This window comes from Roseofilum acuticapitatum BLCC-M154 (genome assembly GCF_030068475.1).
GTDB classification, from domain to species: domain Bacteria; phylum Cyanobacteriota; class Cyanobacteriia; order Cyanobacteriales; family Desertifilaceae; genus Roseofilum; species Roseofilum acuticapitatum.
On record NZ_JAQOSP010000081.1, the window covers coordinates 19,410 to 34,394 of the forward strand.

16 protein-coding genes are annotated in these 14,985 nt (G+C 46.6%); 5 read left to right on the plus strand and 11 right to left on the minus strand.

The genetic code is table 11. The features are described from left to right. Complete coding sequence (locus PMG71_RS11785) at positions 1-765, plus strand: MORN repeat-containing protein (protein ID WP_283753884.1); 765 nt, start codon at positions 1-3, stop codon at positions 763-765. Positions 766-1,147: 382 nt separating this feature from the next. On the opposite strand, the gene PMG71_RS11790 is transcribed toward PMG71_RS11785, so the two are convergent. From PMG71_RS11790 to ctpA, 3 genes are all read right to left on the minus strand, one after another. Beyond that, entirely contained in the window at positions 1,148-2,266 is a 1,119-nt protein-coding gene (locus PMG71_RS11790) for a TRAP transporter substrate-binding protein (RefSeq protein ID WP_283753885.1), read from the minus strand. A gap of 81 nt (positions 2,267-2,347) precedes the next feature. After that, positions 2,348-3,301 (minus strand): pentapeptide repeat-containing protein, encoded by a 954-nt coding sequence (locus tag PMG71_RS11795; RefSeq protein ID WP_283753886.1) that lies wholly within the window; start codon positions 3,299-3,301, stop codon positions 2,348-2,350. A 57-nt stretch (positions 3,302-3,358) separates the two neighbouring features. Beyond that, positions 3,359-4,591: a carboxyl-terminal processing protease CtpA gene (ctpA, locus tag PMG71_RS11800; RefSeq protein ID WP_283753887.1), complete on the minus strand. Its 1,233-nt coding sequence runs from the start codon at positions 4,589-4,591 to the stop codon at positions 3,359-3,361. 76 nt (positions 4,592-4,667) lie between these two features. Between ctpA and petB the strand changes: the two genes are divergently transcribed. Then, positions 4,668-5,336, plus strand: coding sequence for a cytochrome b6 (petB, locus tag PMG71_RS11805; RefSeq protein WP_283753927.1), 669 nt, complete (start codon positions 4,668-4,670; stop codon positions 5,334-5,336). 234 nt (positions 5,337-5,570) lie between these two features. Further along, positions 5,571-6,053 carry a cytochrome b6-f complex subunit IV gene (petD, locus tag PMG71_RS11810; RefSeq protein WP_283753888.1) on the plus strand — a complete coding sequence of 161 codons (483 nt, stop codon included), beginning with the start codon at positions 5,571-5,573 and terminating at the stop codon, positions 6,051-6,053. A 530-nt stretch (positions 6,054-6,583) separates the two neighbouring features. Here petD and PMG71_RS11815 read toward each other — a convergent pair. From PMG71_RS11815 to PMG71_RS11840, 6 genes are all read right to left on the minus strand, one after another. Further along, a complete protein-coding gene (locus PMG71_RS11815) occupies positions 6,584-8,269 on the minus strand; it encodes an NAD+ synthase (RefSeq protein ID WP_283753889.1) in 1,686 nt (561 codons plus the stop codon). 113 nt (positions 8,270-8,382) lie between these two features. Continuing rightward, on the minus strand, positions 8,383-9,111 hold the full coding sequence (locus PMG71_RS11820; RefSeq protein ID WP_283753890.1) for a ribonuclease III domain-containing protein: 729 nt from the start codon (positions 9,109-9,111) through the stop codon (positions 8,383-8,385). Between the two features lie 13 nt (positions 9,112-9,124). Next, entirely contained in the window at positions 9,125-9,859 is a 735-nt protein-coding gene (locus tag PMG71_RS11825; protein WP_283753891.1) for an NUDIX hydrolase, read from the minus strand. After that, on the minus strand, positions 9,813-10,418 hold the full coding sequence (locus tag PMG71_RS11830) for a nicotinate-nucleotide adenylyltransferase (protein WP_283753892.1): 606 nt from the start codon (positions 10,416-10,418) through the stop codon (positions 9,813-9,815). Before PMG71_RS11830 ends, PMG71_RS11825 begins: the two co-directional genes overlap by 47 nt. A gap of 299 nt (positions 10,419-10,717) precedes the next feature. After that, the gene (locus tag PMG71_RS11835; protein WP_283753893.1) at positions 10,718-11,083 is read right to left on the minus strand and encodes a clan AA aspartic protease; all 366 of its coding nucleotides are present in this window, start codon (positions 11,081-11,083) and stop codon (positions 10,718-10,720) included. Next, positions 11,061-11,351, minus strand: coding sequence for a hypothetical protein (locus PMG71_RS11840; protein WP_283753894.1), 291 nt, complete (start codon positions 11,349-11,351; stop codon positions 11,061-11,063). The genes PMG71_RS11835 and PMG71_RS11840 overlap by 23 nt, the downstream gene beginning before the upstream one ends. 130 nt (positions 11,352-11,481) lie before the next feature. On the opposite strand from PMG71_RS11840, the gene PMG71_RS11845 reads away from it, so the two are divergent. Further along, on the plus strand, positions 11,482-11,751 hold the full coding sequence (locus PMG71_RS11845; RefSeq protein ID WP_283753895.1) for a hypothetical protein: 270 nt from the start codon (positions 11,482-11,484) through the stop codon (positions 11,749-11,751). A 192-nt stretch (positions 11,752-11,943) separates the two neighbouring features. Next, on the plus strand, positions 11,944-12,216 hold the full coding sequence (locus tag PMG71_RS11850) for a hypothetical protein (protein ID WP_283753896.1): 273 nt from the start codon (positions 11,944-11,946) through the stop codon (positions 12,214-12,216). 39 nt (positions 12,217-12,255) lie between these two features. On the opposite strand, the gene PMG71_RS11855 is transcribed toward PMG71_RS11850, so the two are convergent. Further along, entirely contained in the window at positions 12,256-12,888 is a 633-nt protein-coding gene (locus PMG71_RS11855) for a COP23 domain-containing protein (RefSeq protein ID WP_283753897.1), read from the minus strand. A 43-nt stretch (positions 12,889-12,931) separates the two neighbouring features. Further along, positions 12,932-14,917, minus strand: coding sequence for a serine protease (locus PMG71_RS11860; protein WP_283753898.1), 1,986 nt, complete (start codon positions 14,915-14,917; stop codon positions 12,932-12,934). Positions 14,918-14,985 lie beyond the last annotated feature (68 nt).

Below are 14,985 nucleotides of genomic sequence, written 5' to 3' on the forward strand. Positions count from 1 at the left end.
ATGAAAAGCCTAAAAATCAAACTAGGAAAAATAGTATGGGTTCTCTTGGGAGCAATGATAGTGAGTGGTTCGGGGACTCCTACTGCTCAGGCACAACTGTCAGGGGACACTCTAGGAACGGATGAAGAGTTAATTCCCACTTGCCAACCCGATATTGCTAATGGAGTGGTTAAATGTAGTTATCCCAATGGCGATCGCTATCAAGGGAACTTTGTCGATGGCCAGCCTAACGGTCAAGGAACCTATATTTCCCTTGAAGGAAGCCGCTATGAAGGAAATTTTCTCAATGGTCAACCCCACGGTCAAGGGGTTTTTATTCGAGCAGATGATACCCGGTTTGAAGGGGTTTTTCAAAATGGCACATTAACCGGTACAGCCAATCGACCCGGTAAAATTGTATTCTCTACCGGTGAAGTTTACCAAGGTAGCTTTGAAGTTTTTCCAGTGCCTGGAAATCCCACAAGACAAACCAGCCGCCCCAATGGTCGAGGAGTGTTTATTTTCCCGGATGGCAGTCGCTATCAAGGAGAATTTTTCCAGGGTGAAATTTTAGGTCAAGGTATCCTCGTTCGCCCAGATGGGAGTCGTTGCCAAGGTCGTTTTTTTAATCAAACACTGGATGCTAGAGTTCAATGCATCTTTCCCGATGGCACAAGATACGAAGGAGAATTACGCGGTGGCATTCCCCATGGGCAAGGTGTTCTCATTACTCCCAATGGTCAACGCACCTCTGGACGCTTCCGCGATGGTGAATTGGTCAATTAATTTGGAGTATACAGCAGTTTTTGCTCCTATGGGGTACATTGCGATCCCCCTAAATCCCCCTTAAAAAGGGGGACTTTCCTATTCCCCCCTTTTTAAGGGGGGCAAGGGGGGATCTTTTTCTGCTGTACCTCATTTTTCTGTGTACTGTAGAGACATGGTGAGGGAGGGCGGGTTTCCGCAAGCGGACATGAATACAAAAATAGTTGTCAGTCTACAAGATTTGGGTATAACCCGCCCCTACAGAGATCTGTAGCGTAAATAAATAGATTTGAGATAAGAAGGAGTGCGGGCATCTTGCCCGCTTCTTAACCAATTTTCATGTCCGCTTGCGGAAACCGGACTTGATATCACCCATTCACCGGACTGAATAGGACAGTACAACCTATGACTGATTAATCGCAAAACCAGAGTAAGCCAACTCACTCACAGCGTGCCAACCAAAAATATCCGCTTGGAACTGTTGCCAAGACTCATAAATCTCCTTAAAAGCCGCATTACTATTCGCCTCTTGGGTCAATAAATCCTGAGTTGCTGTACGACAAGCCGTTAAAATTTCTGGGCTGAAGGGCTGTAACTGTGTGCCTCCATCCCGAAGCCGTTTCAATGCCTGCGGATTGAGGGTATCATAGCGAGCTAAACAATGAATATTAGTATCGGCTGTGGCACTTTTGAGAGCATCCTGGTATTCTTTCGGCAACTGATTCCACTGGTTTAAATTTACCTGTAACTCAAACGTAGAGCCGGGTTCCCACCAACCGGGATAATAATAATATTGGGCCGCTTTATTCAAGCCTAACTTTTCATCATCATAGGGGCCCACCCATTCGGCTGCATCAATCGCCCCCCGCTCTAGAGCGAGGAAAATTTCACCTCCGGGCAAGACTTGCACATTTACCCCTAAACTGGCTAAAACTTTGCCCCCAAAGCCCGGAATTCTCATTTTCAGGCCATTTAAGTCAGCAACGCTATTCACCTGACGCTTAAACCAGCCCCCCATTTGTACGCCACTATTGCCCGCAGGAAAAGCAATCACATTAAAATCGGCATAGAGCTTATTCATCATCTCTAAGCCACCGCCGTAGTAGAGCCAGGCATTTTGCTGTTGAGCATTGAGGCCAAAGGGAACCGTTGTGCCAAAAACTAGGGCAGAATTTTTACCAATATAGTAATAACTAGCACTATGGCCGCATTCGACGGTTCCTGCTTGCACTGCATCTAAAACTTGCAGTCCGGGGACAATTTCCCCAGCCGCAAAGACTTCGATGATAAACCGGCCATCAGTGATGGCTTCGACTTTTTCGGCCACCATTTTAGCTGACCCATAGAGGGTTTCTAGGGAGGTGGGCCAACTGGTGGCCATTTTCCATCGAATGTTGGGGAGAGCGCTGCTGGTGGGACTGCTGCTCGTCTCTGTTAAGGTGGTTTGGGCGCTACAAGCCGCCAGAGCTAAGGTGGTGGCTGCTCCTGTGGTGGTATAGGCTAAGAGTTTACGGCGTTTCATAGGTTAAATTCTGATTAAAAAGCGGATTGAAAAGTCCATCATACCTCTGAACCTAGGTGACTACAACGGAAACCCAAACCGTTAATCTAGAGTTCTCAGACGCTTGAGAAATTCTTGGACGACTTTTTGGGGGTTCTTTTGGCATTGCTCCAGGGCATAGGAGTCAATGAGAATGATGCCATATTTCTGTAACAGGCGATCGCGCTTCAGATCGAGATAACAGGATTCCGATTCGATTTGCAAGATGCCACATTTACCCCTATCAATGACCAAAAAATAAGGATGATGCTCTAGTTGTCCATCTAAAATGGTTCGCACATGGGGATAAAATAAGACTTTCTCTCGGTGTAGGGCTTGGGCAATTTCTAATTCAGCCTGAGAAAAAAATTCTAAGCCTTGCCACTGATAGGGGGAAATTTCTGGCTCATTGAACGATCGATCTAAACCTTCCGCATGAACCAAATGGGTATCGGTTAAATTCGTATCATTCAAATTGGTGCTACGAAAAATAGCATAGGCAGCATTACAGCGTCCTAAGTTGGTCTGATTTAAGTTGGCTTCGCTTAAGTCGGCTTTAATTAAGTTGGCTCCACTGACATTGGCTCGACTTAAATCTGCCCCACTTAAGTTCGCTCCACTTAAATTAGCCTGAGCTAAAGAAGCCTGAAGTAAGCAAGCTCCGTTCAAATCGGCTTGCACTAAATTGGCAAAAATCAGATTTGCGCCACTTAAATCAGCATGGGCCAAATTAATGTTAAATAAATAGGCGCTACTGAGGTTCGCCAGAGTCAAATTCGAGCCACTGAGGAAGGATAAAAATAGATTGGCACAGCTTAAATCGGCATGGGCCAGATTAGAGTGGCTGAGATTAGCATGGGAAAAGTTAACATGAAAGAGGTTGGCACGGGCCAGATTACTCTGACTTAAATCAATACCACTTAAATCGGTGTAACTGAGATCGATCCCAGCTAAATCCAGACCGCGAAAATCCCGTTCTCCTCCCCGATAACAGTCTAAAAGGGTTTGTTTATCCATGGACAAGCACCCAAATGGTTGAGATGATGTAGACGCGATTGACTCACTTTGGAGAGTTTAACTGTGGGTTTGTTGGGCCAGCACTTCTAGAGCAGCTTGATACTGGGGATCGGAAGCGGTGGCGATTTGATTGCGGGAGATGGACTCTAAGGGAACAACCCGATCGGGTTCAATGCCCAACTTATTAATATCATGATGGTCTGGAGTTTCGTATTTGGCAATGGTTACGGCTAATCCAGAACCATCGGATAAATCAAACAAGGATTGAATGAGTCCTTTCCCAAAGGTTGTTTCGCCTAATAATTGAGCGCGATCGTTGTCTTGGAGGGCCCCGGCCAAAATTTCACTAGCACTAGCGGTTCCATGATTGACCAAAACCACGAGCGGATCGTTAGTCAGGGCCGATCCAGTCGCTTCAAAGCTCTCTAAAACCCCTTGACGGTTAACGACATAAACAATCGTACCGCGATCGATCCATTGTCGAGCAATTTCAATGCCTGCGGTTAATAACCCACCTGGATTATTGCGTAAATCGAGGATATAGCCTGCGGCTCCTTGGTCTTCTAAGCGGGCGATCGCCTGGCCGAGTTCTTGGGAGGCATAGGCATTAAACTGGGTTAAGCGCATATAGCCAATGGGAATGGAGCCAGATTTGGAGTCGATGGAGCGCAAATCAGCAATCACCGGATTGAGGGTAATATGGTCGCGGGTAATCTCCACGGTTTCCCGCTCTTGGCGATCGCTCTCAATGGTTAAGGTGACGACTGTTCCTATGGGCCCGCGCATCCGGTTAGCGGCCTCTTCTATGGTTAACTCGCGAGTAGAAATGCCATCAATAGCCATGATGCGATCGCGGGGCTGAAGTCCGGCAGCTTCTGCTGGCGATCCGGCGATCGGTGCAATCACCGTTAACAGACCCGTTTGAGCATCCAAAGCAATTTGTAAACCTACGCCACTCAACTCTCCCGAAGTCGTCACCTGCAAGCTGCGATAGGATTCTGGAGGTAAAAACCGGGTAAAGGGATCGTCCAAACTCTTCAGCATTTGGTCAATGGCCGTGTAGGTCTCCTCACGAGTCCTGAGCGGCTTTTTCAGCGCCTTCTGGCGCACGAACCACCAATTTTGATGATTAAAGGTCTCATCCAAATAAGACCGATTCACAATCCGCCAGACCTCATTGTAGAGCTTCTGTTCCTGGGTCAGAGCATAGGCTGGCGAGATCCAACCCCCTAGGGCGATCGCCAGATACAACACCAAAAAACAGACCACCCCAAAAAATCGCTTTACCATCACCTGTTTTATCATTACTTTGGCTATGTTACATTTCTATAAGAGCGCATTAATCTTTGATAGGATCGTTAACCGCATGTTTACCAAGCAGGTAAGAGACTCAAAAACCTTTCAATGGTTTCAAGAACGTTTGGAGATCCAAGCCATCTCCGACGACATCACCAGTAAATACGTCCCTCCTCACGTCAATATCTTCTACTGTCTCGGTGGAATTACCCTCGTGTGCTTCCTCATCCAGTTTGCCACGGGATTCGCCATGACCTTCTACTACAAACCCACGGTAGCTGAAGCCTTTAGCTCCATTCAATACATCATGAATGAAGTCAGCTTTGGATGGTTAATCCGCTCCATCCACCGTTGGTCTGCCAGTATGATGGTACTAATGATGATTTTGCACATCTTCCGAGTTTACCTTACCGGAGGCTTCAAAAAACCCCGCGAGCTAACTTGGGTCACCGGAGTTGTCCTAGCTGTGATCACCGTAACCTTCGGAGTTACCGGCTATTCTCTACCTTGGGATCAGGTGGGATATTGGGCCGTTAAAATTGTAAGTGGTGTTCCTGCTGCTGTTCCTGTGGTTGGAGACCTGGTAGTAGAACTGATGCGAGGCGGTGAAAGTGTAGGCCAAGCCACCCTAACCCGGTTCTATAGCCTTCATATTTTCGTCCTTCCTTGGTCGATCGCCGTCTTCATGTTGGCTCACTTCTTAATGATTCGTAAACAAGGGATCTCTGGCCCCTTGTAAAGCGCTTCGCGCTAGGGAATGGGGAGAACTATAGCGATCCTGAGAAATGAATGGTGAATAGTTTCCCCTCATCCCCTAACCCCTTCTCCCGCAGGAGAAGGGGAAAAAGTCCCTCTCCCGTGGGAGAGGGATTTAGGGAGAGGGCAAAGCAGCACAAATCAAACGGAACTCCTATATCAACCCTAAAACCCCTTGACCTCGATATAATCGTCCTATTTACTCATTGGTTGAACCATGTCCATTCAAAAGCCACCCGCCTTATCCGATCCCAAACTCCGGGAAAAACTCGCCCAAGGCATGGGCCATAATTACTATGGTGAACCCGCTTGGCCCAATGACCTGCTGTATACCTTCCCCGTTGTAATTGTGGGAACTCTCGGCTGTATCGTTGCCTTAGCGGTACTCGATCCGGCCTTCATCGGCGAACCTGCCGATCCCTTCGCTACTCCCCTGGAAATTTTGCCAGAGTGGTACTTCTATCCCGTATTCCAAATCCTGAGAACAGTTCCCAACAAACTGTTGGGGGTTGTGATGATGGCTTCTGTTCCCCTGGGCTTAATCCTAGTTCCTTTTATCGAAAGCGTGAACAAGTTCCAAAATCCTTTCCGCCGTCCCGTAGCGACTGCGGTGTTCCTGTTTGGAACCCTGGTTACCCTGTGGCTAGGTGTTGGAGCGGCTTTCCCTATCGATAAATCTCTGACCTTGGGATTATTCTAAATCGAGAATAGTATCTTTTTTCTTTAAGCACCGGTAAGGGAACTGGCGATCGCCCGATCTTTAGATCCCCTGCCGGTGTTTAAGTTATTTATTAATTATACAGTTGCAAGACTTCGAGACGTTGCTCGGTTTTTTTGCTAATTTTGTATTGGACACCAATCTAGTTAAACAAATTCTGAGGTGGGATATGTCGGTACTAGAAGCATCACCTTTATACCGAGAATTACTGGAACAGGCGAGAAAAACGGTTTTACAACAAGGTATTGAACAAGAGCGCCGAAAAACTAAAAAATCCAGGGAGCGAGAGGCTCCCACTCCAGTCATATCAAAGAATTCGAGGAGTGCGGGCATCTGGCCCGCTTCTTCACCCTTTATATCAAGTTCGCTTATTCATGTCCGCGAAGCGGAAATACCATGATTAAAAAATCCAGGGAGCAAGATGCTCCCACTCCAGTCATATCAAGGGATTAGAGGAGTGCGGGCATCTTGCCCGCTTCTTCACCCTTTATCCGGACTTGATATAAGGAAGATTATAAACTGGGGATACCTTTGGCGGCGATGGGCATTCGCCAGCCTGTGCCGAAGGCTCTGGAGGTGATTTTTAAGCCGGGAGGAGCTTGGCGACGCTTAAATTCTGCTCGTTTGACGAGGTGTAAAATTTTATTGATGATGGCTGGATCGTGTCCGGCAGCCGCTATGATTTCTGGGGATTGGTGATCGTGGATGAGGCGATGAAGAATATCATCGAGGGTATCATAATCGGGGAGAGAGTCTTGATCGCATTGATCGGGTTTGAGTTCGGCGCTGGGGGGTTTAACCAGGATATTTTCGGGAATGATTTCTTTTCCAGAACGCTGATTTAGCCAACGACAGAGGCTATACACGCGGGTTTTGGGGACATCGGCGATCGCCGCTAAACCGCCGTCCATGTCTCCGTAGAGCGTGCAATATCCGACTGCCATCTCCGATTTATTGCCGGTAGACAGGAGCAGATGACCGAATTTATTGGCGATCGCCATGAGCAGATTTCCGCGAATCCGAGATTGAATATTTTCCTCCGCCACACCGGGTTCTGTCCCCGCAAATAGGGGGTCTAGAGTGCGATCGAAGCCGCTCATTAACTCGCCAATGGCAAGGGTTTGGGTTTGAATGCCGAGATTTTGTGCCACTTGCAGAGCATCTGTAATGGAGTGTTCGGAGCTATAGGGAGAAGGCATGAGGACACCGAGAACTTGGGAGGGGGCGATCGCTTCTGCGGCGATCGCCGCCACCAAAGCCGAATCAATTCCCCCACTTAACCCCAACACAATTTTACTAAAGCCACACTTGCGAGCATAGTCTCGAACCCCTAACACCAAAGCCGACCAAATCTCTAAATTTTCATTCTCAGAAACTTCTGGAGCATCACCGATTAAATCATGCTCTTGGGAATCAAACGTCAGCACCTGAAAATCAGACTCAAATCCTTCTAACTGAGTCACAACTTTACCCGTCTGATTCACGGCCAAACTATGACCATCAAAAATCAAATCATCATTTCCCCCCACCTGATTCACATAAATAATCGGCACTTGGTAACGACTGGCGCTATAGCTTAACATTGAAGTTCTCAAAGCCGGTTTATTTAAGCTATAGGGAGAAGCCGATAAATTAACCACTAAATCTACATTTTTATCCATTAAATCCGCCAAAGGATTAATCGCATAAGAGCGTTTACCCCAAAACTGTTCATCATTCCATAAATCCTCACAAATTGTTACCCCAATTCTTAGATCCACGCCCTCCGTATGTAGGGCCAAAACTTGACTTTCGTGACCGGGTTCAAAATACCGGTCTTCATCAAACACATCATAGGTAGGCAGCAAGCGTTTATGAAACTCCGCTAAAATATCCCCTTGATAGAGCGCCACCACACTATTGAATAACTCTTTTCCGCCCTGTTTGCTTGCTCTTGAATTGCGAGTGACTGTGCCCACACAAACAATTAAATCATTGGGTATTTTCTGAGCCAATTCTTCAATTAAATGACCCATTTTATCGATAAACACGGGATAATTTAACAAGTCACGGGGAGGATAACCACACAGAGATAATTCCGGAGTCAGCAACACTAGAGCGCCCTGAGCAGCCGCAATTTCTGCCGACTTCAGGATCATTTGGGCATTATTTTCTAGATCGCCAATTGTGGGATTGAGTTGAGCGATAGCAATTTTCATAGTTTAGGGAATGGGGAATAGGGAATGGGTAATAGAGTGAATAGGTACAAAAAAGCTCTGGTTGTCACCATTTTATGAAGACAAGAAAATAGGATTTAATTTAAGAAAGCTAGTTATTTTTCAGCTTTCTGAATCAAGGAAATTAACTTATTTCTCACAAAAACAAATTTACCTTTTACATAATTTTTTCCCAAGGATTTTTCATCAATTTTTCCCAGATCTAGCATTTTTTCCTTGCACCCTTCTCGAATATGACATAATACATCTTTGGGCACTCCAGGAAATCGAGCATATAAATAATCGCTGGCAATTAAATTTAAGGCTGATGTCCCCAAATGAACAAAATCGCGATAGGGTTCGGCACTGCCGGGGTAATCTGGGGGAATGAGGGGATTATCAATACCAATCACTTGCCCCAAAAACCAATCGCGCACCTGATAAAAATTACAATCGAGGTAAATCATACCGGTGAGCAATTTGAGGAATTGTCCTAAATGGATCAATCGTTCATCGCCCCAGCGTTCGGGATGATCGACTCGAATTTGTATCCAATCGGTGACTTCTAACTGATCGGCTAATTTTCCCAGGGTTTTCGGCTCTAGAAATTCAATCCAGGCTTTGGGTCGTTCATAGCAGCAGTCAGCCGCAATCATCTGTAAAACGGCTTCTCCAAGGAATAAGAGGCGATCGCCTGATTCATCGAGAGCTTTGCCTTGCATTAAGGCTCGACCCGATTTCAGCACTTGCCAAAGATATTCCTTTTCATTAAACTGGTAACGAATTGTAACTTCAATCCGTTCGGCTTGATGGACTTGTCCGGGGTTATCGTAGATTTTAGTCATGCGATCGCACTCATCAAATAAACACCATAGGTTTATCTTTCAGTAAATCGAACGCTTGTGCATCAAATCGATAAAGGCTGGCTGGTCTCCCTGCTCCCCGTGAGGCTTTCACCCCTGTATCGTATAGGAATCCTAACTTCAGCAAGCGAGCGCGGAAGTTAGAATAGTCTGAAAAATTTTCCCCTAACACCGTAGTGTAGAGCTGATACAAGTCGTTGAGGGTGAACATCTCCGGTAGGACATCGAAGGCCACGGGACTATATTCCAATTTGTTGCGTAAACGTCTGTAGCCATATTCTAGGATCTGATTATGATCAAATGCTAGGTCTGGCACTTGATGAATGGGATACCAAGCAATGCCACTGACTCCATCGGCAATCAGTTGAGCTTCATCAAAACGCACGAGGGCAAAGTAACTGACGGAAAGATATCGGACTCCATATTGATCGGGAGCTTCCCTGGGGTCGCGTCCTGGGTCGCCAAAGGTATAGAGTTGCTCTAGATAGAGATTTTGGGCGCGAATTTTCTCTGAGAGAATGCGATAGGCGGCTTGTTCGAGGGATTCGGAGCGACGGACAAGGGTTCCGGGTAAACTCCATTGATTGAGATAGGGGTCTTCATGGCGCATCACCAAGAGGACGAGGAGTCGGTTGAGGGCGCTATCAACGGAAAAGATGACGTTATCTACGCCCACCTTAAAATCAGCTAACGGCTCTTTGTGAGTTGGTTTGGAATGGCTCTCTGGCATGATACAACTGCTCCCGATGGATGTAATCCTGGATGGGAGGCGTAATAACTTGGGTCTCCTTTCTTTCACGATACGCTGTTGAGGACACAGGTGGCACATCAAAATCGGCGATCGCCACTTTTCCTCCCAATTCGGTGAGCGCTTGCACTTGCTCCGAGGCGATCGCATACCCCGATCGCTCTACAATGAGAACTTCGACTTGCTGCAATAAGGTTTTGATTTGATACCACTTGGGCATTTGGGCAATTAGATCGGAGCCAACAACTAGGATAAACTGGGTTTCAGGCCATAGTTGGCGGGCGACATGGACGGATTCTAGCGATCGCGAATAACCCAATTGGGGATACAAGCCAATATTGTCATAGCCCTCTTTGAGGTCTTCGATCAACAACTCCAGCATCGCCAGACGATGATCGAGGGGGGTTTGATGGTCTTTGAACGGGTTATTGGAAGCCCAAACCGCCACATAATCATAATATTGGCTCAACCATTCGAGAATGGCTCGATGTCCGTGGGTGGGCGGATCGGCGCTAGTTCCAAAAAGGGCAACAGTGTTCATGGGTAAAAGGTAATGGGGAATAGGGAATGGGGAATGGGGAATGGATCGTTCGCCATCCTCCTTCTCAGGTTACTCCTCCTCTGATTATAGTGCAATAAACCATAATACTGTCAACCTGTTTTTTATGAAATGACCTTAAAATAGCCTGAAAACCAAAATCAAACCCCTTATTTGCCTCCTAACTCCACTCATTTATAGTTTTTAGCACCAATATGCTCATCCCCCCACTCATGATTGCTAAATGCCAAAGTCACAATTTTTAGTTGTTGGCTTGTAGGGGCTTTCCGGCCGGAAAGCCCCTACAGCTCATCGATTGTCACCAATCCACCCTCCGTAAACTGAATGACTAATTCTTGCTCATCAAGCAGTGCAGTTCCAATCAATGGTCGTCGCCCTGTCGCAAACACACGAACATCTCGTTCTGCTCTATCCCAAAAGATTGTCGCTTGATGGACAGGCAAAACAACTGAACTGTTGTCTGCCAGGTTTGCAGGCAAATTGTACAAAAACGGAAGTCTGAGCAAATTTACTGCCTCTGGCGGGAGACAAAGGTGATCTGTAAAGCCTGTATCGATGACAAAATCGATCGGGAAAGTTGCACCATTGGCCAACAGAAAGGTCAATGAAACGATCGCATGTCTGTCAGTCACCATACCGGAAATCATTGCCTACCCGCTCCATCACACCGCCGAAAGAAGCCGCTACATTATAGCCGATGCGGATGCCAAATAGTCTTGCGTATGGGGACTTTGCCTGAAGGTTTTTAGCGGCTTGTAGTCCGGTTTCATCCAGGTCATAGTCACCGGTCTCAATATTGATGATGACCATTTTGCCAATATTTTCCTCGGTTTCAACCTTTTTGCGAATTTCACCTTCATAGATTTGGTAGGCGCGTTTGGCAACTTCTTCACTGCTTAATAGGATTGCTTGCATAGGTTTGCGATCGCTACATTAACATCTGAGAACTGCTCGATCATATCCCATGAATCAGAATTTGTTTATTGTCATCAAGAAGCATTGAGTTCAAGTGCCCGGCGATAGGACTCAACCGATGAGGTATCCTATGAATCAAAAACTACTTCAGTCCTTAGTGCAAATTATTACTTCGCTCTCCGATGAAGAGCGGCAATATCTAGAACGTGAAATTCGCCAATATTCTCTAGCCAAACAAATTAAAGATTTAGAAGATAAGGTAAAAGAATTTGAAGATAAATACAAAATGTCTTCGGATATTTTTTATCGTCAGTTTCAAGCCGGAGAACTTCAAGATTCTAGTGATTTTTTTGAATGGAATACTTATCATGAAATGTTAAATCTAGCACAACAGTCTTAACAGCGATGAATTTAGAGCAATATATTTCTGATATTAAGGGCAAATTATCTGGCAGTCCAATCATTACTATAACTGAGATTATTGATGAACGCATTCTACTAAATCGGGGCTATTTTCGGGCTAGATTGACCCTAATTAACACTGATTTCTTGGAATCTGAAGTACGTTAAAATTTGTATTGAGGAAAAGATAATGGTTGATATCGAACAAATCCAAACAGACATTAATGAATTACCTGAAGAAGCGCAAAGCTTACTCTTGGATTTTATTGATTTATTAAAAAAGCGCTATTCAACACCAGAAAAACGAGCAATAAACTCAGACTTCTCCCCAAATCATCAATTGAGTACCTTAGACATTCTCAAAGAATCTGAGTTGATCGGTTGCATCAGTGCAGAACCCAACCTTTCTACTGATTATAAATCTATTGTTCAAGAAAAACTAGACTCCAAATATGATCGCTGAAACTTAGAAAAAGGGGCCGCCAACGTTGGCTCGACTCCTCTAGGGTTCGATGGGAACGCTTGGGGCTTGGCGAGCAGGCTGGGGAGAGGAGACAGGTTCAGAGGCAGGTTGTGTTATCGGTTGCGCTTCTCCTTCCACATTGGGGGTCACCATTTCTGAGTTAGTCGGATCGTCTAAAGGCGCTAATAGTTTGGACACATCAATATAAGGACGACCTCCACTTTCATACAGAGGGCCTGAACCTAAGTCGCGAACATCAAAGAGTCTTTGTAATCTATCTGCTGCATTCTGACCCGGTTTAAGGGTAAATAAAACATTGGAGCTATCGCAACGTCCTCCCGCTGTCGTTGCACACACTACAGGTAAACCATTGACAATACCTGTTGTAAGATAGTCGAGTCGTCCACTATCACGAGCGGATTGAAATCGCCTTGAGACTTCTTGGCAGTGCCTCATCGAATCATACCCAGAAGCGGTCAAATACTCGGAGAGCCAGCGAATCACAGCAATACTGTTACCTGTCTGTGTATTCGTGGCAATGGTTGTCGGTAAACCACGATCTATGACGCACTGAAACTGAACTGATTGAGCGTAACTGGGTTGACTGACAACAGCTCCTAAAACCGTCAACCAAGCTGCACCAGCTACAACTCCTAAAGACTTACGCAACATTTGTATACCTCCTATCTACAAACCCATTATTAATTATTCATTTTTAATCCATCATCCGCCAGCGCCGCAGTTGGTTAACAACTTGGTCGATACTGTGACCGTAGCCGAGTAAGCCGGTGGTTGATAAGGTCACTGGTTGGTTAGGAATGAAGGCGACAATGCCGATAACTTCCTTAGTTTCAGCGTGGAGAATAGGGCCGCCAGAGTTACCGTTGTTCAGCCGTGCATCTAGGTTGAGTCCAGTAGAATCTGCACTGCTGATGATTCCTTGAACAACATCCCAGTCCCTATCAACATTCAGTTGCTTGGGATGACCAATAATCACCACTTCTTGGGCGCGGGGAATGTAACCCGAATAGAATTTCAGGGGGCGGATGGTGTCGTCGTCTTCTCGGATGCCTTCAACTTTAAGGATGGCTAGGTCGAGGAGATCGTCGGGGTCGGTAATATGTTCCAGGGTGGCACTGTAGCGGGGACGTTGGTTATAGTCTAAGCTGCTGAACAACTGGACTTCAATGGTGTCGCTGGGACGGTTTGCACCAAAGGGTTGGAGGACATGGCGGTTCGTGATAATCCAGATGGTATCTCCTTCTCGCTTGAATATCCAACCTGCCCCATAATCTGCACCCAGAGCCTGTGGGTCAGTGCTTTCAGGAATAATAATGTGGACAGTGGAGCGCAGTTCATAGACCAGGGGTTCGTCTTCTGAACTGGGAACATGGGCTAGGTCGCTGGTAGGAGGAGGAGTTTTCTGTTGTTCGAGTAGACGCTCGGCTTCCCGGAGGTTATTGCGGGCGGTGGCAAAGTTCGGGTCAAGTTGAATGGCTTGGTTGTATTCGGTAATGGCGGCTTGCAGGTCACCTTGTTGTTGTAGGATATAGCCGAGATTATTGTGAGCCAGGGTATGGACACTCGCTGGTATTGCGTTTTGATCGGGTAAACTGAGGGCGCGGCGATAAGCCTGCTCTGCCTCTGTGAATTCCTTTTGCTCTATAAAAATACTGCCTAAACCGATGTGAGGAGAGGCAAATTGCGGGTTGAGTTCAATGGCGCGGCGATAGGACTCCACCGCCTCGGTCAGTTTGTTTTGGTCTCTGAGAGCAATGCCCAGGTTGTAGTAAGCAGTGGCATATTGGGGATTGAGTTCAAGTGCCCGGCGATAGGACTCCACCGCTTCCGTCAGTTTGTTTTGGTCTCTGAGGACATTACCCAGGTTGTAATAAGCAGTGGCATATTGGGGATTGAGTTCAAGTGCCCGGCGATAGGACTCCACTGCTTCCATCAGTTTGTTTTGGTCTCTGAGGACATTACCCAGGTTGTAGTAAGCAGTGGCAAACTGGGGATTGAGTTCAAGTGCCCGACGATAGGACTCCACCGCCTCCGTGAGTTTGTTTTGGTCTCTGAGGACATTACCCAGGTTGAGGTAAGCAGTCGCATATTGGGGATTGAGTTCCAGTGCCTGGCGATAGGACTCTACCGCCTCCATCAGTTTGTTTTGGTAGTAGAGGGCATTGCCCAGGTTGTTGTAAGCGATCGCATCGATCGCATCTTCGGGGTTCAGTTCAATAGCGCGGTTATAGGACTGCACCGCTTCCATCAGTTTCCCTTGGTCTCTGAGGACATTGCCCAGGTTGAGGTAAGCAATGGCCAATTGGGGGTTGAGTTCAAGTGCCTGGCGATAGGACTCTACCGCCTCCATCAGTTTCCCTTGGTCGTAGAGGACAATGCCCAGGTTGTTGTAAGCGATCGCATATTGGGGATTGAGTTCCAGTGCCCGGCGATAGGACTCCACCGCTTCCATCAGTTTTCCTTGGTTTTTGAGGGCAATGCCCAGGTTGTAGTAAGCGATCGCATTGTCCGGTTGTTCTCGAAGGACTCTGAGCCAAATTAATTCAGCTTGGGCATAATTCCCGGCCCTTTGGGCTGCGTTGCCCTGTTTCGATAACTCGTCAATGGTCTGTGCAACCGTGGCTTGGGGAGTCACAACCACGGCCAGAGTGAACCAAAATACCCAGAACTTGCGAAACACGATTCAAGTAACAATTTAAGAATGGAGGTCGATCGCTATTGTAGTGGATACTTGGGGGTTGGGGTTCG